Below are 19,977 nucleotides of genomic sequence, written 5' to 3' on the forward strand. Positions count from 1 at the left end.
AGTTAGCGCTCTTTAATTTTGTCTAAAAGGAGAGATTTATATGTTGGAAACTATCACATTAGTAAACCCGGAAACAAGAGAGGAAAAGGAAGTAAAAGTTAATGCGAATTTGAATGCATGGACTTTATTCACTTTAGAAAAAGAAGGTATTATCAATAAAACATTTTTAGGGACTTTATTAGTTGCTGGCGGAGGTTCTCAAAATCTTGATTTATTAGATGCTATTCGTGTTGTTTACGCTTCTTATCGTCAAGCTAACCAAAAAGAATTCCTTGATTTTGAATCATTCACGAAACAATACGAAATCAACATTTCTGAAGCGTTTGAAATTTTTGGGGCTGTATTAGCTAAAGAAAAACAAAAAAATAATATGGCTGGCAATTTCCAAAAACAAGCTGGAAAAAAGGCTTAAAACTTCCAAACTTCGAGGTAGAATGCATAGCGGACTTGTATAGTCTCTACGTTTTTATTTTCGAAATTTCGGAGGAAACATTCTGGCATTTACCTTTACGTGACGTTCAAAGGATAGCGGAAAACAAAAGTGCTTACGAAGGATGGAAAGCCTATATCCAGGAAAAGGAGAGTGGAAAATAAATGGCTACTCCTTCAAAGGAAACGGTAATAAAGTTTAGAGCTGATACAGCCGATTATAAAAAGAATATTAACGATATAAACCGCGAAAATAGAGCCTTGAATCAAGAATTAAAGTTGACACAAACGCAAATGAAGTTGACTGGATCAGAAGTCGATAAACATGCATCTTCTCTATCTACACTTGAGAAACAATATGAACTAGCCAAAAGGAAGACACAAGAAACGGCTCAACAATTACAAAGAGCGAAACAAGTGTGGGGAGAAAACTCTACTGAAGTAAAAAAGCTCGAAGAAGCAATGAGAAAAGCTCAAATTGCTGAAGCTGAAATGTCAAATAAGATTCAATTGACGACACAAGCGTTAGATCGTGCGCGGCAAGCTGAAGCGGAACGGAATAGTGAATCTGCGAAGTCGAAGCAAAAGTTAAGTGAATTACAACGTGCCGAATCCCTATTAGTAACAGAAACCAACAAATTGAAATCAGCTTTAGAAGAGGAACGTGTCGCGTTAGGTAGTAGCTTATCGGCTTCAGAAAAACTACAAATGCAACAAAGACATTTGGGTGAACAATTAGAATTAAGCGCACGTTCAGTTAAAAACCTAGAACAACAACTAGAAGCAGCAAAAAGCGCATATGGCTCAAATTCAGCTGAAGTTAACAAATTAGAAACAAAATTAAATGAAGCTAGAACCGCTGAAATGCGATTAAAAAATGAAGTTGAACAAACAAGTACATCTTTAAGAGAACAAGCAAATGTTGCTGAACGAACAGGTAATAAATTAAAAGAAGTAGGAGAAAAGACAAAAGAAATCGGTTCTAACTTAACCAGCACTGTAACTCCTGCAATTGCTGGTGTAATGGGCATTACAGGAAAATGGGCGAATGACTTTGATACTTCGCAAAAGCAAATTCAAGCGTCTTTAGGCCTAACGGCTAAAGGTGCTGAGAATGTGGGTAAAGTAGCTGAAGAGGTATTCTTACACGGATGGGGCGAGAATTTACGAGAAGTTGATAATGCTGTCATGAGAGTATGGCAAAACATGAAGCAAGTTCCACTTGAGGAACTGCAAAGTGTCACAGAAGGTGTTATGGCATTATCTAAAACTTTTGATGTAGATTTAAACGAAACAACTCGTGGTGCTTCAGCCTTAATGACACAATATGGACTGACTGGAGATCAAGCGTTAGATGTTATCACAGCTGGATTACAAGCGGGACTAGATGTATCAAATGAATTCACTGATAACTTAGCTGAATATACTCCATTATTTAAACAGGCTGGTTTTACTTCTGGCGAAATGTTATCAATCTTAAAAAACGGATTAGATGCAGGTGCTTACAATCTAGATTATGTCAACGATTTAGTTAAAGAGTTTGGTATCCGTGTTCAAGATGGTTCTAAAGGTGTATCTGACGCGATGGGGCAAATGTCAAAAGGTACACAAGGTTTATGGAAAGAGTTTGAAGCTGGTAAGCGTCCTGCTGCTGATGTATTTAAAGCTGTTATTAATGAATTAAAAGGTATGGATGATCAAGTTTTGGCTACACAACTTGGAGTTTCAATATTTGGCGTCAAATTTGAAGATTTAGGGAACAAGGTTGTATATAGCTTAACAGATGCAAATGATGAATTAGAACGAACAGATGGAAAAATGAAAGACCTTGTAATGACGCAAGAGGAAGCGTTTGGTCAAAAGGCCCAATCACTTTATCGAGAACTACAAAAAGCTTTAGAACCTTTAGGTAAAGTATTTTTAGAATTAGCTGAACAAGTAATGCCAATCATTGTTGATGCTGTAAAAGGTTTAACAGATGCATTCAATAGTTTATCGCCAGAAACTCAAAAGGTAATAGGTGTAATAATGGCGGTCATAGCCGTGTTAGGTCCATTTCTCTTAATACTTGGTCCGATTATATCCGCCATAGGATCGATAATAGGTGTTGTAATGACTGTCGTCGGCTGGATAACTACTTTTGGAACAGCTATCGGAACATTAGTAACAACAATTGCGGCATTCGTCGGTGCTCCTGTAGCTGCTGTTGTTGCAGCAATAGTAGCGATCATTGCAATCGTAGTTGCTGTAATTGCGATATTCAATAACTGGGGTGGAGTTACCGACTGGTTAAAAGAAAAGTGGAGTGAATTTACAACATGGATGTCGGAATTATGGACTAGTATTTCTGTTGGAGCATCTGAAGGTTGGGCTAGTTTGATGGAGACGATATCAACTAGTTGGGATTCTATAGTCGAATACTTCAGTACGAAATGGGAAGAGTTTAAAGCTGCATGGTCTAATTTTTGGACTCAATTTGGCGAGATAGCAAATACACTGTGGACAGGTATAATCGAATGGTTCTCCACAACTTGGGATTCATTCGTTAACATTTGCTCTACTGCGTGGGAAACTGTTAAATCAGGATTTTCTGCATTCTGGGAAGGGTTGAAAACAATCGCTCAAACTGCGTGGGATATCCTTTTCGGAATAATAACATTACCATTACAACTATTGTTAACTGCTTTCATTTTAGGATGGGAATTAATAAAAGAACCGGTAACACAATTCTGGGAATGGATTAAACCTTACATCGTTGAATCTTGGAACGCTATTTCCTCTACTTTTACAGAATATAGAGATATGTTAGTTAATACTATCAGTGAATTGTGGAATGCAATCACAAGTTCAACTAGTACAGCGTGGAATTGGATTACTAATATAATCCGTGAATCGTGGCAATGGATCACTGATACTGTAAATGCATTTCTGGACCCTATCAAACTTAAAATACAGCAAGGTTGGAATTATGTATTAAATATAACTTCTCAAGCGTGGAACGCGGTTTCGACGTTTATTTCTGATGTTTGGAATGCAATCGTTGGATACATTGGAAACAAGATAAATAAAGCAAAAGATACTGTTACAAGGGGTTGGGATTCTGTTAAAAACACAACCTCCAATAAATGGAGCGAAATAACTTCTACTATTTCGAGAGTCTGGAATACGATAACTTCGAATATTAGTAATGCAGTAAATGAAGTGAAAAGTAGAATCGGTGGCGCATGGAATGTAGTTTATTCTATAACTTCAGGTATTTGGAACAATATCGTTTCTAAGGTAACTGGCGCTTGGGACACTATGAGTTCTGGTGTATCAGGAGTATTTAATTATATTTCTAGTGTAGTTCGTAGTAATTGGAATTATGTTTTCGATGTACTTCAAGGCGTTTATAAACCAATAAATAGTGTGATTGATTTCTTCTATGGCTTATGGAATTCCATCATCAAAGTAATGAACGGTATTGTTAATACAATTTCGAGAGCGTGGAATAGCGCTGGTGATGTTTTAAACAAATTAAATCCATTTGCTAGTTCAGCGAGTATAACTGTGGAGGGTCGAAGTGCATCACCTGCATTTTCCTCTTCTGATTCAGCGGCTCCTGCAATGGCTTCTCTAGCGCCAATGAGTTTAGCTAGAAGTTTTGCACCTTTAAAAGCTCAAACGTTTTCTGGTGGAACTCTAGGAGACGCTATAGGTAAAATAAGCAAAACAATGAGTGGGGGCGGAATACTTTCTAATTTGCCTGATTTAGCAGGAAACACATTAGCGAGCTCGGCTGGGGTTACTGTCGTTAAGTCTCAACCACAAGAAATTAAAAACGAAGTTACTTTCCACACCACTGTTAGAAATGACAATGATTTAAATAAAATGTTCGAAAAAGCTGATGATTGGCTTGCAAAGAAAGGACAAATGTTAAATATAGGTAAAGGGAGGACGTAACGTGTTTGACGTTCGAATCAATGAAATGTTAGGACGTGACTATCATCTATGTATGGTAGAGCGTCCTAACATACCAACAGCAAAAGAAAAGATAGAATTAATTGAAGTTCCAGGAAGAGAAAACGGATCATTAACAAAGAAGAATGGTTATGAAGACGTTACTTTTAAGATAAATTTTAATCTATTAGAAGATGAAAACATTAAACCTTTATTAAGGCGTATAAAAGCATGGATACTTAGTGCAAAGACTCTTTCTTTCACAGATGACAACGTGTTTAGAAAGATAAAAAAAGTGGAGATAGACGATATAAACAATGAGATTGAAGAATATGGACAGTTTGAAGTGACCTTTATAGCTGACCCATTTGAATACGCTATCCTACAACCAATGGAAATAACTGCAACAACTACTCTTGTAAACTATGGTACAAAACATTCATTACCTAAAATAACGATTTATGGTAGTGGGTCAATTACCGTTACGATAAATGATGTTTCATTCTTAATTAGAAATGTAAATAGTTCGGTAGTAATTGATTCCGAATTAAAAGAAGCATATTCGAACACTACACCGATGAATAGTAATATGATCGGTAATTTTCCCACATTCTCTGAAGGTGAAAACACAATAAAATGGACTGGAACTGTTACGAGTGTACAAATTGATCCAAGGTGGCGTTACTTATGATTACACTATATAAACCAACTGAAACAGATTTTACACACAATGGTATAGGTATTTTAGATGATAATATTTACGATGCAGTTATCGAAGAAGAATTAAATGGTTTATATGTCTTAAGTTTTAAATATCCGTTATTCGCCCCACATGGATTAGAAATAGGTGGTCAATGTTTAATCAAAGCGCCAACACCTGACGGTGATCAATTGTTTCGTGTAGCAAGGCCAGCGCCTTCTATGGGTGAATTACATGTATTTTGTTATCACGTATTCTATGATCTCGTTGATAACTTAATTGAAGATACATTTATTCAAGAAAAGGATGGACAAGCAGCATTACAACAAATGAAAGAACGTGTGCAATATAGCACTAATTTTAATTTCATTAGCGATATAAGTACAATTGCTAGTTCTCGTTTAGTTGGTAAAAATCCAGTCGAAGCAATACTTGATAACAGTCAGGACAATTCTTTCCTTAGTCGTTGGGGCGGGGAATTAAAAAGGGATAATTTCACCGTCCACATGCTAAGAGATCGGGGTAGAGATCGTGGCGTTGTGATTCAACATAAGAAAGATTTATTGGGATATGAATCAGACGTTGATTGGACAAATGTTATTACTCGGATGATGCCAAAAGGTTTTGATGGACTATTGTTACCAGAGAAGTATGTGGACAGCTATAACATTAGCAAGTACATTAAGCCTAAAATTAGAGTTGTTGAATTCGATCATATAAAAGCAGCCGTTGGCGATTACGCTGACGACGAAGACGCAGTTCCGTTACCACAAGCATATGAAATGTTACGCGATGCTGCTAAAAAAATGTACGATGAACATCATGTTGATTTTCCGAAAGCGACATATAAAGTAGAGTTTCAAGAGTTGTCACAAACTGAAGAATATAAAGATTTTGCGGTATTACAACGTGTATATATGGGAGATACAGTAACAGTTATACACGAAGAAGACGGTTTCGAAATTGAAGCTAAAGTTATTCATTACAAATACGACCCTATCAATGATGAATATATCGAATTGACATTAGGTAATTATAAAGAGTCCTTCGCTGATATAACAGGTAGAGTTGATAACATAGAAAAAAATGTTAATAACATGGAAAGTTCTATATTAGAACAAGCACGAGAGAATGCTACGAATTTAATCAATAGCGGTTTTGGTGGCCATGTTCGTATATATCCAGAAAGAATTTTGATTATGGATACAGCTGATGAAAGAACCGCTAAAAAAGTGTGGCAATGGAATATCAATGGTTTCGGTTATTCCTCCACAGGCATTAATGGACCATATAATACAGCAATCACAATGGATGGAAGGATCGTCGCCGATTTCATTACAGCTGGGACATTAAACGGTAACTTAGTACGAGGTGGCGAGATTGTCGGTTCTACAATACGAACCGACGACGGAACAACGTATGTAAACTTGCAAAAACAATTTATTAGGTTAATGGAATCAAATTTAAACCGGTTATTTATTGGATATTACAAAAACTTATACAACGAAATTCAACCAACAATATTAATGCATTCAAATGTTGACTATAACAATATAGCTGATGGCACACTAATGATTTCTCAACAACCCTTTAATGGTAGGTATACTGCGAACATAGGGATTGTAAAAGGGAAAGATTTTGATGGTAAGACTGGGTTCGCAAGTCTTATTAAGTTTGACTTGAATGGAAATACAACAATCAATGGAGAAAATTCCATTGTTCTAACTGGTATAAACGGAATCGATTTTCGTTCAGATAAACAAATTAGTACATTCGCTAATCTTATTCGCTTAGATGCTTCAAGTAACATGGATATATTGTCCGGAGATCGTTTATTCGTAAAAGGAACAAATGGAATTACATTCAATACAAACGGTACGGTGGCGTTTAATACTCAAGTGAGTACGCAAGGAGTGAATATTGCTGGTGGCGGTCCTGACGCTTTAGGAACTATCAAATATATGAATGGGAGTAAAGGATGGGGAGCCTACCTTCATATAGGTTCAAGCGGATGGGCGTTTATTAACATTTCAATTTAGGAGGTCCGCATGGCATATCAATATTTAGGTGTTACAGTAACAATTAATGAAGATGGTTCAGTAAAAGTTCCTTTAGATAAATTAGCCGATATCGGCGTGAAACCTGGTGATGTAGTTGAAATTTTCTCAGATCATGACCAGGTTTATTTACGTAAAACAGATACATTTTGTGATATGTGCAAAAAGAATGCTCATTTGCATAAGTTAGGCACGTTAAATGTGTGCTCAGATTGTTTAGCTAACTTGCAACAACAAGCAGTACAAGCAGCTAAATCTAATTAATAAGGATTGATGACATGAAAACTAAACTGATTTTAGACATTAATAAAACACAACACGCTCAACTCAATTCTATTGTCACTGGAAGGGTAGGTGATAAATCCAGTAATACCGTGGATGTATATGTTGTTGACGGTTTTATTCCATATAACCTAACTGGAAGTGACGTATATTTCGAATGCTCTAAACCTGACAATACTTCTGTAAGGGATAAAAACGGAATCGTTATGATAGATGCAGCGAAAGGTCATTTTGAATATACATTCCCAGCGCAAACATTCGCATCTGTGGGGAAATCTAAACAAGCATATTTTACTGTAGAGAAGAATTCAACTGTAAAAGCTACAACTCAAGATTTTGTTATCGTTTCATTACCAGATGCATTGACTAATAGGATTCCATCTAAAACTTATATTTCTCAATTAGAAGAATTGATTTGGCAACTAGAACAAATGCAATTAGATGTATTGAATAGCGAAGCCTATAGAGAAGCTCACGATGCAAAAGAATTTGCAGAACAAGCCAATGAATTATCTATTAATATACAAAAGCAATTAAACGAAATTGTTATTAATGGCGATTCATCAGTTGAAGCTGCACAGGCAAGAATAGACACGGAGGGAACTGCTCATGAAACTTTAAAATCACGTTTGGATGAAGAATTTCAGAAAAACGCAACCCAAATTCAAATTCTGAACAATTTACAAATAAGCGTAGATCAATTCCCTGTTACTTATCCCGAAAAAACTGATAGACCTCGATTTCAACGTACATTTGATTATGCAAAAAATAACGGAATAGGGACAGTTAAAATCCCTAAAAATGATTATGTCTTTGATGGTGTACCAGTAGTGTTATACGATAACATGATAGTCGAATCAAATGGCGCTATGATAACTATGTTAGGCGGGACATACCCGAATGGTATTGGTTTTTTCACTACAAGAGTCGATAATTCAGGTAATCCGAGAATATCTTTGGATTATGATGCTTCGGTACCTATAAAAAAAAATATATCATTTAGAGGTAAAATGATATTAGATGGAAATATGGATAAAGTGATATGCACAAATTCTACAAGTACTTGCAGTGGAATTATAGCTTATAGGATTAATAATTTTAGAGCTGAAGGGTTGATTATTAGAAATCTTCCAGGAAATATAGGTGGAGGCTATGGAATTGCAGTAGCTTACTCAGAAACAGCTTATTTGAAAGAAATCACTATTGATAGGACTGATAGACAAAACATATGCATCTGGGAAACATTAGATGCTCATATAGATAACGTTAACTTAAATTATTCTCATTTAAGAGAATGTATCTTAGTATCTAATAATTTACCAATGTCTTTACAATCTAGTTATTGCACAGTATCTAATAGTAAACTGAAAAACCTAAGTTCAACAGGTGTCCATGTTATTCGTTTTAGTGGTGCAGGGTCAGGAATCATTGAAAAATGTGAAATCGAAGGGTCTAATGCCGTTGATGGTATCTACGTTACAGATACATTATATAAATTTGTCAGAGCATTAAATAATAAAATAAAGAACTGTCTTTATGGGGTTCGTGTAGAATCTGATATAGATAAATATATTATTGTAGAGAATAATGAACTTGAAAGTTGTGTCAATGGCATCAGGCATGTTGGTGTAGGTGGAACTGCTATTTACTCAAAGAATAAAATTAAAGGGAGCACATCAAATCCATTTTATGTTTCATATTGTGATTATCAAACAATAACAGACAATGAATTTGATGGCGGCACACAAGTGTTCATTAGACCAAATATCAAATCGCATGTTATTAGCAATAAAGTTCGTAATATGTCAGACGCTTCATATGCTTTACTTGTTGGCGGAGACACAACGAGTTCGGTTTCTTATATGTTGAACAGTCTTAAAAATAATACGGCTAACTCAGCGAGAATACTTACATCAGGAAAAGCGCTAGGCAATGAAGGATCTATAGTTACATCTACATGTCAGACAGATCAAACATTAACTTCGATTGCCGCTACGCCTTTGTTTATAGGTCAAATCGCTGTTGTTGGTGGTATTGGCTACATAGCAACAGGTACTGCATTGGTATCGGATTGGAAACGAATAACAACGTAAAAAAAGGTAGGTGATATATTGTTAAAGCTCTACAACAAACAAATGCAATTAATAATTATAAATAGTTGTATTGATAATTGTTAGTAAAAGCGTGCATAAGCAGGATTTTTTATTTTGCAAAGGAGGAAAGAATGTGGATCGTATTGATGTATTAATAAAATCATTTATTTTTACCTTCGGTGGTTTCTGCGGGTACTTTTTGGGAGGGTGGGATACAACATTGAGGGTTCTACTAATCATGGCAGCTATCGACTATATCACAGGAGTAATTGCAGCAGGATATAACGGAGAATTAAAAAGTAAAGTAGGATTCAAAGGCATCGCCAAAAAGGTGGTGCTTTTTCTTTTGGTCGGAGCAGCCGCTCAAGCTGATGCAGCCATAGGGACAAATAGTGCTATTCGTGAAGCTACAATCTTTTTCTTTATCGGAAATGAATTGCTTTCACTTTTAGAAAATGCAGGAAAAATGGGAATTCCCCTTCCACAATCTTTGACAAATGCAGTTGAGGTTTTGGGCGGTAAACAAAAACAAGAAGATAAAAAAGGAGATGTTGAATAATGGATATTAAACAAATGTTAGTGTCAAAAAGTCGATACGATGCTTTATGTCCGCATGAGATGAATCCAACCGAGATTACATTCCACAATACGTATAACGATGCTCCAGCTATAAATGAGCGAAATAATGTCGCTAACAATAGCACTGGAACATCGTTTCATATAGCTGCGGACGACAAAGAAGCTATTCAATTAATTCCTTTTAACAGAAACGCATGGCATGCAGGAGATGGCGCTAACGGAAGAGGGAATCGTCATAGTATCGGAATTGAAATTTGCTATTCACAATCAGGTGGAGAAAGGTATCGCAAGGCTGAATTGAATACAATTGAAGTTATTGCTCAATTAATGATTCAGTTTGATATACCAATTAGTAAAGTTAAGACTCATCAAGAACGAAACGGAAAGTACTGTCCACATCGAATGTTAGATGAAGGACGTGTTCAGTGGTTTAAAAATCAATGTGTGAATAGAGCATCTAGCATTAAAAAATCAAATAGCACACAAGAAGCAGGAAAGGTGGAGATTATAGTGGATAAATTTAATAAAGTTGTTACGTATGAATTTGGAACAGCGTTAGTACCAGAAATTTTAGGGATAATGGATTCTTTAGGGTATGAATCTCGTATCATTTCTGGTGGGGACAAGCAAGGTTTAGTTAGATTTGAGACAAATTACCGCCAAGGTAATGAACTAGATCGAGCAACAGCATGGTTAGATGCTAAAGGACTTAAATATTTCTATACAAAAGAATAGTTTAATAAAAGATAAGAGCCGTCCTGTTGGGCGGCTTTTTTATTTCTTCTATTTATTCATTTTACTTAAAGCTTTATCCATTTGGCGCTCATTAGCTTGAGTAGCGCTACTTGTTGCATTTTCAACACCACGGTAATTATATTTAGAGTTTTGCCAGAAATCAAAAGCAAAATCTTTTAAATTTTTATCTGATGCATTTTTATCAACAATTTGTGATTTGAAAAGGTTTTTTAGCATGTATTCATGGTTAGATACATCTTTAATATAGTTTTTATCTTTATATTCTTTAATAATTTCGTCACCGAATTGTTTAACTTCATCTTTGGATGGTTTGTAACCTTGAGCGTATTTGCTTACTTCATCAAACTTTTCAGTTGTAGATTTATCACTCGATGCAACTTCTTTAATTTTTTCTTCCCATTTTGCAGTTACTGTAGCAGTTTCTTTCGGTTTACTTTTTTCTTTTGGATCGTCATTAGATATATCGATAATTAGTGCAATAACAAGTATTACAAATAATGCAATAAACCCAAAACAACCGAATTTGAAAGCTTTTTTCATAAACGTTTCCCCCTAATTGATATTACCAACTATATGATTATATCAAAATTAAAGAAGAAAATTGTAAGATTTTTATCTAATTACATCCAGAAATCATTTTCATCTATGTTCTTCCCTAACTTCTTCATCCCCTTAACAATTTGAATTATTGTGGAAAACTTCGGTCTATATTTTTTATCATTACACACTTTAGAAATTGTTGCTGTACTTAGTTTCGATGTTCTTTCTAATTCGATTTGAGCTATCCCATTCCTATCGAGATAGTGACCAAATTTTGTGCGTTTTTTTCCTAATCCGAACACGCTTATCACCTCAATCACAGCTTGACCTATTTCTTACTTTTTTAAACTAATGCAAAAAAATAAGAAATTGTCCAAGCTATACACCATATGCTTTATCAAGGTCACTACCAAAGTAGCTATCAAACTTATTATCAAAGTAGATACCAAAGTAAATAGCATAATTGCTATCAAGGTAACTAGTATTTGTACTATCAAAGTAGCTATCAAGTTAGCTACCAAAGTAACGCTATCAAGGTATTAGACCTATAAACCCATGTAATAAAAGGATTCTAAATTCTGTTTATAAAGGAGAGTTTTATATGATAACTACATTTATTTCTTTAGGCGTTTTAGGAGCAACAACAATTGGTGGAGCAATATTAGAGAAACACCTTGTAAAGAATGATCACGTTGCAGCCGCTAAACTTTTAAGCGATGGAATGTATCACGGAATGAGAATAGGGGGAGTTTGTTTCATTGGCTATGTATTTATCAAAATCTTAATCATGTTCTAGGAGGATGTGAAATGGGAATCATCAAAGAGTGGATTCATAAACAAAATTTAAAGAACCAACTTATAGAGGTATTCGGAAAAGCAGGGTTATTTATGGACCATCAAACAAGAGGTGGGAAAGTACCAATTTATCCAAAGATACATTCCGTTTCTTCCACAAAAGATAGTGTTAGATATGTATTTACCATTCCGAATGGTTTGGATCCGAAGACAATTGAAAAGAAATGGTTTTGTTTTCAACAAATATTAGGACGTAATGTATCGATTGAAGGTGATATTAAAAAGTTTGTCCTCAATGTGTTTCATTCGGATGCCGGATTACAACCATACAATTACAGTTATAAGAAATGGCAGCCGTTACTAAAACAACATCGTCTTCCTGTTGTGGCAGGGCGTGACCAATTCGGAAATATGATTGTATACGACATGGTTGGTTCAAATACACCACATTTACTTATAGCTGGGGAAACAGGAAGCGGGAAAAGTAGTATGGTACGTGTTGTGTTGTCCACACTTATTCAATACATGTCCCCAGATAAATTACATTTGTACCTGGGCGACTTAAAAAACTCTGAATTTCATTTTTTACGAAGAGTCAAACACGTAAAAGAGGTTTGCATGGAAGAAATTGAAATGAAGATAATGCTGCAAAAAGTGTGGAAGGAAATACGCGAACGTAGAAAGTTGATGGAAGAGTATGAAGTGGACCATATCGATGAATACAACAAATTGAATCCTGATAATCAGAAGCCGTATATCTTACTTGCTATTGATGAAGTGGCCATGTTGCAAGACGAAAAGGAATGTATGTCCACAATCGAAAAGATATCGGCTGTCGGTAGAGCGCTAGGAGTCTTCCTCATGCTTTCTACGCAACGTCCTGATGCAAAAGTATTAGATGGTAAGTTAAAACTCAATATGACAGTAAGAATGGGCTTTAAATGTGCCGATACAATCAACAGTAATATCATGGGTACACCTGGTTCAGAATACTTGGAACAATCGGGCCAAATGATTCTAAAACTAAACGGACTAAAGAAAGTGCAAGCTCCATTTTTAGAATTAAGCAAAGCGAAACAAATTGTTGAATCTTATCGCATTCCGAAAGAGGATATGAAGCTTCAGAATCATCCACAAGAAGATATTAAATTGTTTGGGGTGTTAGATGATGAATAGTAGAGATAAAGCGATACTGGGCGATTTGAAGCGTTTCAGATGCATGTCTAGGGATGATATTATCGATTTGTATTTTCAAGGAGTAAAAAACGCAGTTACTTGCTGCAATACAGTCATGAAACGATTAAGGAGAGACGGTCATGTGGATGCCAATATCACACAGCAGCCATTTATATATTTCCCTCAACCTTCTACCATTCGAAAGACTAGCCAAAAGATTCCCCACTTCCTCGGCATTGTGGATGTATATAAACAACTCATTCATTATGAAAAACCGAAACTATTTAAAGTAGAACCAAAGTACGGTAAAGAATTTATGGAACCAGATGCATTTACAATATGGCGCAGATCTCCATTCTTTATTGAAGTGCAGAAGTCCGTTTACAGCAAGAAGATTATGCAAGATAAGATTAACAGGTATGAGTTATATTTCCACAGTCAGGAATGGCACGACGAATCGTGGCAACCAAAAGAATCAAAATTCTTCCCTAACATCCTCATAATCACTGATAAAAAATATGATATCCAATCCTCCAATTTACGTATTTTTCAAGCGACATCCATACATGATTTTATGGATAAACTAGCAGTGAAGTCATAAGAAAAAGCCCTGCTTAATTGCGGGGCCTATTTCATTAATCCGGCTTGTTTAAACGCTTCTGTTAGAAGGTCATTTACAAGCTCTGATTTATTCGTATCTTTGTTTTGTTTTACGACTTTATCAATTGTTTTTTTAACAGGTTCATCTAAATAAAATCCTGTATAAATCTTCTTCGGCTTTTTTGTAGTCTTGGATAGGACAGATGACAAAATGCTAGCATTATTGCTATTAATATTACTATTGCTATTACTACCATTATCATTAGCACCATCATTAACTACAGGAGGATTTTCTTCTTTTCCTTCTTCTTCTACAATTTCCGGATCATTATCAAAATCAAGTATAGTTTCCTTTTTCTTAGCCATCTATGACATCTCCTTTACTAATTTAAAGTAAGATCGAGAAACCTCATGATAAGGTTCATGGATTACCGCTGGTTTCCCTTCATATGCTACAGCGTTCGCAAATCTAACCGATTGTGGGATTACTGTTTCTAAAAAATTAATTTTATTCTTCTTACAATATTTTTTAGCTTTATCAATAAATGCTTTATGAATATTTGTCCTACCATCAACCAATGTTGCGAAAACACCTGCTATTTCTAAATTAGGATTTTTCTTTTCTTTAAACTCCTTAATCATTTCTAATATATTTTGTAATGATTCTACAGAATAAGCTTCTGGTTGGAATGGGATTAAAACTTTATTTGCAAAAGCTAGTACGTTACCTTGTACTAATCCTAAAGTTGGTGGGGTATCAATTAAAATCACATCGTATAGATCCACAATATCTCTCATTGCTACAGCCAATAATCCAAACATATTCGGATACATATTTAAATTAGGAAGAATTTTAAAATCAAATTTAGACATATCATGGTTAGCTGGAATCATGTCAATATTCTTATGTACGTTTATAATTCCTTTCTCAGCCATATCGCCATGAATCAAAATATCATAAATAGTTACTTTGCATTTACGAGGATTTTTACCAAAACTCATGATTGCATTTCCCTGATTATCAGTATCTATAATTAAAACTTTCTTACCTTCTCTTGCATAAACACCAGCTAAATTTGTGACGGAAGTTGTTTTCAGTACACCGCCCTTGTTCGTTGATACAGCAATGATTTCAGTCATAACATTAGCACCTCAACTTTCAATAATGATATTGCTAGTACTATTAATATTGCTAGCAATTTTACTATTGATAGTTTATAAGATAAAGATAAAGATAGCAATAGTAATATTGATAACTATTTTGCTATTAATAGCGATATCCCTTTCAATATCATGCAATTCCCCTGTATACATATTTAAATAAAATACTTCCATTGTGGTATGTGAAATTATATTCTAGGGCAAAAATTAAAAAAACTTTAAAAAATGTAGAAAATATATCTATTTTTGATAACACTCATTACTTTTTTCGTCATTTTTCATGTTATGATAAAACCAACTGATAACGTTAGGCGGTCGGCTTGCTATCCTTTCTCAAGTATTTTTAGAGGGAGAGGAGGTGCATACATGGAGATCGCTATATTGATTGTGCTAGAAATCTTAAGAACTATCATAAAAGAAGCAGTTACCTACGGATTTAAAAAACTTACTTCTAAAAATAAAAAGAAGACTCACCGTCAGCCTCGCAAGCGTGGTAAGTCTTCTAAACGTAAATAATATTTAGCAACCGATCGATTTACGATATCAGTTACCAAGGGAGAGGGTGCAACCTCTCTCTTTTTATTATGGACAAACAAGTATTACTGTAGTAGTACTAAAATGATTATAACAAAAATCTTAAAAAATTAATATGCTTATGCTTTTTATAATATGTTCTTCATATTTTTTTATTAAAAACATACTTTAACAGCCGGTTAGAAAGTGATGAGTACACTGGTCCTATCTTGAATAAAAAAAGAGCCGAAGCTCTTATTTCGTCAACATATTAATTTGTTCTAAAAGTGCAATTGCTTTCAAATCGCCTTGTTCTGCCTTCTTCATGATGATACTTAATTTATGTACTCTTTCCTCCACACTAACTTCTTTCTCGATTTGTAAAGCTGCCCCTTGATTCATCATAGTAATTTTCCTCCCCAGTTTATATTGGTATATTTTAGGTGGCTGGTTTTTTAATCACGTGATATAAAATCAGCCTTTCCCAGAAAGTAGGAAAGACGTCACTAAATTAATAGTAACGTCTTTCGAATTGATTATATGTAGTTGTTATTTGTTCTTAGTGACCGCCTGGATCAACCATCATGTATTGTACAACCGGTTGATCTACAGATGCTTGAGCAACTTGTGTATCAGCTTGAGTGCTTGCTGCACCTGTTCCTAGTCCTAATGATAAAATTAAGCTTAATAATAAACTTTTCATTTTACTCCACCTCGTCCTTTAATATCTCTCTTTTTATGCCATTCGCATAGAATAAATTCCCTGTTCTTTCAAAATCAACCAATGCTTCTTTTAAAGCTATTATATCACCTTTCACTTTAGCGCGGGATGCTTTTCGATGGGGCGTCATCTTCATTTCGGAATATAATTTTTCCCCTAGTTCAGCATCGCCGAATTTAAGTTGGTAATGTGCTTCTTCTCCTACATCTAGAAAATTGCGATCAATTTTTTCAATGTGGAAAGCATTGTCTATATATATATGGCATAAAGTTGTCTTAAACGAGCAATATTTTTTTGATTTTTTATCAATTTTATTTTCTTCTAATAATTCAATGGCTTTTAAGAGATATTTTTCAGACGTTTCCAAGCATTCATATTGGTAGCTTTCCCCTAAGCAACAATACGCTGATGCCTTTATCATCTGATAGTCTGACTTTGCATCAATAATGTCCCAGCATACCTTACGAGATTTTTCTACTTCATCCGATAATAGTCTGATATATGCAGCTCTCTCTTTATATTGCATTTCAAGACATTCTCGAATGAATTTATTTTTAATTAAAGGTATTTTTTCTTTTGCTTTTTCTGAATAAGGAACGATCGCCCGACAGTTCGGAATGTCGTACATTGCAAATCCATATAGCATGTTCACTAGTACCTGGCATTCTGGTAATTTAGAAAATGTTTCTTCATCAAGCGCCTTCTCTAATTCCTTGCCTGTCTTCTTATTCAAGTTTCGTTGATTATATAGTTCAAATATAGTTAAGTATTTTTTTAACGTCCTAGTTCCTTGGTGTTTATCTATAAGTTGTGAGATCACGTCGTATTCGCCTTGACCTTGGCAGTAACAAAGTGCCTTCACAATGTTTAAATCCTTCTCGCATCGTAGAATAAAATTGTTAATGACTTCTTTTCTAGTTGAATGATCTTCGTACACATTAGATGCAACAGGGATAAAATTCTCTAATTTCATTTCTTGTGTTTTGCCTGATAAACCTTCTTCAATTACACTTCGGTCTATTCCAGTTATTCTTGCTAATCCTCTAACTTTGATATCTTTGCTTTCTCTTTCTGCATCTAACTTTTTAATTAATCTTTCCACAACAATATTCCCCTTCCAGAAAAACGAACCACATCCTAACAGGATTTTCTCAAGGCGGAAACAAAATACGAGGGAAGAATATTGCATTTTTGTGTTATACTTAGATGTGACTCGTATGTGGCAAGTGTTTCCTAAGCGATGGTTAGGGAACGGTTATTAAGGTGAGTGTAGGAGCCTCCTTGATAACACGCTCATATGGGTCTTTTTTCGTTCATTTTTTTGTTAAACAAATTTTATCACGAATTTTTACAATTTTACCAATACACTTGCAAATTAAATATTGAGAAAGTTTTTTTATCGCTATAAATCAAGATTTCGGTGCACATGCAATTTTGCATATTAACTAATGATTTAATAGTACATGAATATTTTACCACTAACAGAACAATCGTTCTATATTTATTTTTTACATGAATTAAAGTTAGTTAAATTAACTTTATAGATTGTATATCTAACTTTTATGGTATATAAATACAACAATTACTATACTTAAAATATGAATACAATTGGACAGAAAATAAAATTTTTTAGAAAAAGATTAGGGCTTACACAAGATGAATTTGCTGATAAGTATGGTTTTAGTCTAGGTCAAATTAAACATTGGGAAACAGATCGTCATCAACCTGATGTGGAAAGTATAAAAGCTCTTTGTTCCATTTTTGGCGTTTCATCAGACGTCCTTCTCGGCTTCAATGACGAACGAGATGACTCTCTGCTAGATTTACTATTAAGTGATGTTAAAAGAGACTACAACAAGTTAAATGGACGCGAACAAGGTAAGTACGCTAAACATATGGCTGTTTACTCTAAGATGTTACTTCAAAACAAAGATTTGTTGTAATATAATTCCACTATAAAAGAAAAGTTTACCAATTAGTAGCGGTAAAATATTACATTATTTTACTCTTTGTGGAAGAGGGCTGTTAATCAGTTCTCTTCTTTTTTATTTTTACCTAATAAAGCATCTAAGCGTTTCTGATTTTCCTCTAAATCTTCTTTAGCTTGTCCGTCGTCTTCCACAGTTGATGATTCATTCTCTTCTTCTCCAACCCATTCCGGAGTCATTTCAGTACGCACATATTTAGAACCGGATACTTTTGCTTTACCTTGTCTTACTTTCTGTTTCTGGCCAAGCTTAGACATCTTTTCTTCCACAACTTTGATTACATAGTTTTCAGCTGCAGTTAAATCTGTCGATCCAATTGCTTTACATTTAGATACGACATCGTGGATAGCTTTAATAGTTTTTGTGTTTGTAATCTCTCGTTCTTTAATCTTTTGATTCATTAAATCAAGAATCATAGATTCAGTAACAAGGTTAGTTATAATTTCTTCTTCTTCTTTTTCTTTAATAATATCTTTCTTTAATTCTTTTTTATTATCTCTTGATTTTGAGGTCTTCATTTTGAGGTCTTGAAAATCAAGTCCCCAAATTTGACCGTGTTCTTTTTCAGCATAAGCAAGGATTTCTTTACGTTCTTCATCTGTGAAAGGCTTAATACGATAGTAGTATTCGTAATCCCATTGCTTACCTACACGGAACTTATATTCAATGATGTAGTTAGCATCCATTAACTCTTTCCAAGCATTCTTTACGGATGTTTCTTTGTTTTTACCATAACGCTTGTACAATTCTGTTTTATGTAATTCCCATTCTTCTGTATTGTAAGACCAAAGGTTAACTATCAATCCTAATGCTTGTAGTGAAATACATTCTTCCGGTTCTGATTCACGCAATTCAACTGCAACCGCCGTTTCATTTGGAACCTGTACATATTCTCTTTCTAATTTCCATTTCTTCATTTTAGCCATAATAAAAAATCCTCCATTTTCTTACCCCGACAAAAATTGGGTATAGCAAAATAAAGGATTTGTATTTACGTTTTTTTGAGTTTATGATACTATCAAAGTATCAATTAAATTAACGTATGCACAAAACCTCTGTTTCCGGTTTTTAAATGGTGTTCTGGCGACCAACCTTCTACCATCTAAAAACTTCTGTCGGGGGTTTTTTTATTTTTATATAAAGTTAGTTGTTTAAAAAAGTATGTATCTATCCCTCATCATAACAGATGATTGCCGAAAAAAGAAGAATATGAGGGAAAAATGTTGAGAGCTGAGAAGCTCTCTTTTTTGTTTTTAAAAGTTATCGATTAAATTATTAATTATATTTCTCTTCTCAGGTGGTAACTTCATGATACGTTCCATAAGCTTTGCTGCTTCTATTTCTTCTTTATTTAACTTGTCCTGATTTAAAACCTTGTTATCAGTTAATCCATAAAGGTAATCAATAGAAACATTAGTCACAAGAGCGATCTTTTCAAGTATATCTTTACGTGGTTCCCTTTTACCGGATTCGTAAAGTGAAATTGCTGTATGATTTACACCAATCGCTTCAGCAAGTTCATATTGTCTTATTCCTTTTTCTTTACGAACCTTTTGTATGCGACTCCCCATAGTTTCAGACATATTGTCACCCCCTCTTTTCGTTTCTTGATTTATGTCAAGATTCCATTTTATCTTTATCTTCATCT

General features: G+C 34.6%; 22 protein-coding genes. 13 read left to right on the plus strand and 9 right to left on the minus strand.

The features are described from left to right. The first annotated feature begins 40 nt into the window (after nt 1–40). The 8 genes from OXT04_RS28285 to OXT04_RS28320 all read left to right on the plus strand — a co-directional run bounded on the left by OXT04_RS28285 (nt 41) and on the right by OXT04_RS28320 (nt 10,814). Nucleotides 41–412, plus strand: coding sequence for a hypothetical protein (locus OXT04_RS28285; RefSeq protein WP_267418852.1), 372 nt, complete (start codon nt 41–43; stop codon nt 410–412). A gap of 182 nt (nt 413–594) precedes the next feature. Next, entirely contained in the window at nt 595–4,371 is a 3,777-nt protein-coding gene (locus OXT04_RS28290) for a phage tail tape measure protein (protein ID WP_267418853.1), read from the plus strand. Between the two features lies 1 nt (nt 4,372). Continuing rightward, nucleotides 4,373–5,059, plus strand: coding sequence for a phage tail domain-containing protein (locus tag OXT04_RS28295; RefSeq protein ID WP_267418854.1), 687 nt, complete (start codon nt 4,373–4,375; stop codon nt 5,057–5,059). Further along, complete coding sequence (locus tag OXT04_RS28300; RefSeq protein ID WP_267418855.1) at nt 5,056–7,107, plus strand: phage tail spike protein; 2,052 nt, start codon at nt 5,056–5,058, stop codon at nt 7,105–7,107. Before OXT04_RS28295 ends, OXT04_RS28300 begins: the two co-directional genes overlap by 4 nt. 9 nt (nt 7,108–7,116) lie before the next feature. Next, complete coding sequence (locus OXT04_RS28305) at nt 7,117–7,389, plus strand: transcriptional regulator (RefSeq protein WP_267418856.1); 273 nt, start codon at nt 7,117–7,119, stop codon at nt 7,387–7,389. 14 nt (nt 7,390–7,403) lie between these two features. Next, nucleotides 7,404–9,500, plus strand: a complete 2,097-nt coding sequence (locus OXT04_RS28310) for a BppU family phage baseplate upper protein (protein WP_267418857.1) — start codon at nt 7,404–7,406, stop codon at nt 9,498–9,500. A 133-nt stretch (nt 9,501–9,633) separates the two neighbouring features. Continuing rightward, nucleotides 9,634–10,059, plus strand: coding sequence for a phage holin family protein (locus OXT04_RS28315; RefSeq protein WP_267418858.1), 426 nt, complete (start codon nt 9,634–9,636; stop codon nt 10,057–10,059). Then, on the plus strand, nt 10,059–10,814 hold the full coding sequence (locus OXT04_RS28320) for an N-acetylmuramoyl-L-alanine amidase (protein WP_267418859.1): 756 nt from the start codon (nt 10,059–10,061) through the stop codon (nt 10,812–10,814). The genes OXT04_RS28315 and OXT04_RS28320 overlap by 1 nt, the downstream gene beginning before the upstream one ends. A gap of 48 nt (nt 10,815–10,862) precedes the next feature. On the opposite strand, the gene OXT04_RS28325 is transcribed toward OXT04_RS28320, so the two are convergent. Both OXT04_RS28325 and OXT04_RS28330 read right to left on the minus strand, forming a co-directional pair. Next, entirely contained in the window at nt 10,863–11,375 is a 513-nt protein-coding gene (locus OXT04_RS28325; RefSeq protein WP_267418860.1) for a hypothetical protein, read from the minus strand. A gap of 80 nt (nt 11,376–11,455) precedes the next feature. Continuing rightward, on the minus strand, nt 11,456–11,677 hold the full coding sequence (locus tag OXT04_RS28330) for a transcriptional regulator (RefSeq protein WP_267418861.1): 222 nt from the start codon (nt 11,675–11,677) through the stop codon (nt 11,456–11,458). Nucleotides 11,678–11,976: 299 nt separating this feature from the next. On the opposite strand from OXT04_RS28330, the gene OXT04_RS28335 reads away from it, so the two are divergent. From OXT04_RS28335 to OXT04_RS28345, 3 genes are read left to right on the plus strand one after another with little or no spacing between them, the layout of a single operon-like run. Continuing rightward, on the plus strand, nt 11,977–12,171 hold the full coding sequence (locus tag OXT04_RS28335) for a hypothetical protein (protein WP_098505865.1): 195 nt from the start codon (nt 11,977–11,979) through the stop codon (nt 12,169–12,171). An 11-nt stretch (nt 12,172–12,182) separates the two neighbouring features. After that, nucleotides 12,183–13,346: an FtsK/SpoIIIE domain-containing protein gene (locus OXT04_RS28340; RefSeq protein WP_267418862.1), complete on the plus strand. Its 1,164-nt coding sequence runs from the start codon at nt 12,183–12,185 to the stop codon at nt 13,344–13,346. After that, nucleotides 13,339–13,947 (plus strand): replication-relaxation family protein, encoded by a 609-nt coding sequence (locus OXT04_RS28345; RefSeq protein ID WP_267418863.1) that lies wholly within the window; start codon nt 13,339–13,341, stop codon nt 13,945–13,947. Before OXT04_RS28340 ends, OXT04_RS28345 begins: the two co-directional genes overlap by 8 nt. 26 nt (nt 13,948–13,973) lie before the next feature. On the opposite strand, the gene OXT04_RS28350 is transcribed toward OXT04_RS28345, so the two are convergent. Continuing rightward, nucleotides 13,974–14,312 carry a hypothetical protein gene (locus OXT04_RS28350; RefSeq protein ID WP_267418864.1) on the minus strand — a complete coding sequence of 113 codons (339 nt, stop codon included), beginning with the start codon at nt 14,310–14,312 and terminating at the stop codon, nt 13,974–13,976. Then, nucleotides 14,313–15,086, minus strand: a complete 774-nt coding sequence (locus OXT04_RS28355; RefSeq protein WP_267418865.1) for a ParA family protein — start codon at nt 15,084–15,086, stop codon at nt 14,313–14,315. 387 nt (nt 15,087–15,473) lie between these two features. Between OXT04_RS28355 and OXT04_RS28360 the strand changes: the two genes are divergently transcribed. Further along, a complete protein-coding gene (locus OXT04_RS28360; protein ID WP_267418866.1) occupies nt 15,474–15,623 on the plus strand; it encodes a hypothetical protein in 150 nt (49 codons plus the stop codon). A 252-nt stretch (nt 15,624–15,875) separates the two neighbouring features. Here the strand turns inward: OXT04_RS28360 and OXT04_RS28365 are convergent, their stop codons facing one another. The 3 genes from OXT04_RS28365 to OXT04_RS28375 all read right to left on the minus strand — a co-directional run bounded on the left by OXT04_RS28365 (nt 15,876) and on the right by OXT04_RS28375 (nt 17,443). Then, the gene (locus tag OXT04_RS28365; protein WP_267418867.1) at nt 15,876–16,025 is read right to left on the minus strand and encodes a hypothetical protein; all 150 of its coding nucleotides are present in this window, start codon (nt 16,023–16,025) and stop codon (nt 15,876–15,878) included. 154 nt (nt 16,026–16,179) lie between these two features. Continuing rightward, nucleotides 16,180–16,323, minus strand: a complete 144-nt coding sequence (locus OXT04_RS28370) for a complement C1q protein (RefSeq protein ID WP_267418868.1) — start codon at nt 16,321–16,323, stop codon at nt 16,180–16,182. Between the two features lies 1 nt (nt 16,324). Next, complete coding sequence (locus OXT04_RS28375; RefSeq protein WP_267418869.1) at nt 16,325–17,443, minus strand: AimR family lysis-lysogeny pheromone receptor; 1,119 nt, start codon at nt 17,441–17,443, stop codon at nt 16,325–16,327. A gap of 496 nt (nt 17,444–17,939) precedes the next feature. Here OXT04_RS28375 and OXT04_RS28380 point away from each other — a divergent pair, with 496 nt between their 5' ends. Further along, the gene (locus tag OXT04_RS28380; RefSeq protein WP_267418870.1) at nt 17,940–18,284 is read left to right on the plus strand and encodes a helix-turn-helix domain-containing protein; all 345 of its coding nucleotides are present in this window, start codon (nt 17,940–17,942) and stop codon (nt 18,282–18,284) included. A gap of 86 nt (nt 18,285–18,370) precedes the next feature. Here OXT04_RS28380 and OXT04_RS28385 read toward each other — a convergent pair whose 3' ends face one another. Beyond that, complete coding sequence (locus OXT04_RS28385; protein ID WP_267418871.1) at nt 18,371–19,255, minus strand: hypothetical protein; 885 nt, start codon at nt 19,253–19,255, stop codon at nt 18,371–18,373. Nucleotides 19,256–19,582: 327 nt separating this feature from the next. Then, nucleotides 19,583–19,912 (minus strand): helix-turn-helix domain-containing protein, encoded by a 330-nt coding sequence (locus OXT04_RS28390; protein ID WP_098505889.1) that lies wholly within the window; start codon nt 19,910–19,912, stop codon nt 19,583–19,585. Nucleotides 19,913–19,977 lie beyond the last annotated feature (65 nt).

This window comes from Bacillus sp. GC_Bacil_1 (assembly GCF_026540675.1).
GTDB classification, from domain to species: Bacteria; Bacillota; Bacilli; order Bacillales; family Bacillaceae_G; genus Bacillus_A; species Bacillus_A cereus.

What these genes read in the sequence shown, in the direction of transcription:
- OXT04_RS28340 (WP_267418862.1), top strand. Translation starts at nt 12,183, where the DNA reads ATGGGAATCATCAAAGAGTGGATTCATAAACAAAATTTAAAGAACCAA.
- OXT04_RS28325 (WP_267418860.1), bottom strand. Translation starts at nt 11,375, where the DNA reads ATGAAAAAAGCTTTCAAATTCGGTTGTTTTGGGTTTATTGCATTATTT.
- OXT04_RS28360 (WP_267418866.1), top strand. Translation starts at nt 15,474, where the DNA reads ATGGAGATCGCTATATTGATTGTGCTAGAAATCTTAAGAACTATCATA.
- OXT04_RS28345 (WP_267418863.1), top strand. Translation starts at nt 13,339, where the DNA reads ATGAATAGTAGAGATAAAGCGATACTGGGCGATTTGAAGCGTTTCAGA.
- OXT04_RS28335 (WP_098505865.1), top strand. Translation starts at nt 11,977, where the DNA reads ATGATAACTACATTTATTTCTTTAGGCGTTTTAGGAGCAACAACAATT.
- OXT04_RS28350 (WP_267418864.1), bottom strand. Translation starts at nt 14,312, where the DNA reads ATGGCTAAGAAAAAGGAAACTATACTTGATTTTGATAATGATCCGGAA.
- OXT04_RS28355 (WP_267418865.1), bottom strand. Translation starts at nt 15,086, where the DNA reads ATGACTGAAATCATTGCTGTATCAACGAACAAGGGCGGTGTACTGAAA.
- OXT04_RS28370 (WP_267418868.1), bottom strand. Translation starts at nt 16,323, where the DNA reads ATGAAAAGTTTATTATTAAGCTTAATTTTATCATTAGGACTAGGAACA.
- OXT04_RS28300 (WP_267418855.1), top strand. Translation starts at nt 5,056, where the DNA reads ATGATTACACTATATAAACCAACTGAAACAGATTTTACACACAATGGT.
- OXT04_RS28310 (WP_267418857.1), top strand. Translation starts at nt 7,404, where the DNA reads ATGAAAACTAAACTGATTTTAGACATTAATAAAACACAACACGCTCAA.
- OXT04_RS28365 (WP_267418867.1), bottom strand. Translation starts at nt 16,025, where the DNA reads ATGATGAATCAAGGGGCAGCTTTACAAATCGAGAAAGAAGTTAGTGTG.
- OXT04_RS28385 (WP_267418871.1), bottom strand. Translation starts at nt 19,255, where the DNA reads ATGGCTAAAATGAAGAAATGGAAATTAGAAAGAGAATATGTACAGGTT.
- OXT04_RS28380 (WP_267418870.1), top strand. Translation starts at nt 17,940, where the DNA reads ATGAATACAATTGGACAGAAAATAAAATTTTTTAGAAAAAGATTAGGG.
- OXT04_RS28285 (WP_267418852.1), top strand. Translation starts at nt 41, where the DNA reads ATGTTGGAAACTATCACATTAGTAAACCCGGAAACAAGAGAGGAAAAG.
- OXT04_RS28305 (WP_267418856.1), top strand. Translation starts at nt 7,117, where the DNA reads ATGGCATATCAATATTTAGGTGTTACAGTAACAATTAATGAAGATGGT.
- OXT04_RS28390 (WP_098505889.1), bottom strand. Translation starts at nt 19,912, where the DNA reads ATGTCTGAAACTATGGGGAGTCGCATACAAAAGGTTCGTAAAGAAAAA.
- OXT04_RS28290 (WP_267418853.1), top strand. Translation starts at nt 595, where the DNA reads ATGGCTACTCCTTCAAAGGAAACGGTAATAAAGTTTAGAGCTGATACA.
- OXT04_RS28320 (WP_267418859.1), top strand. Translation starts at nt 10,059, where the DNA reads ATGGATATTAAACAAATGTTAGTGTCAAAAAGTCGATACGATGCTTTA.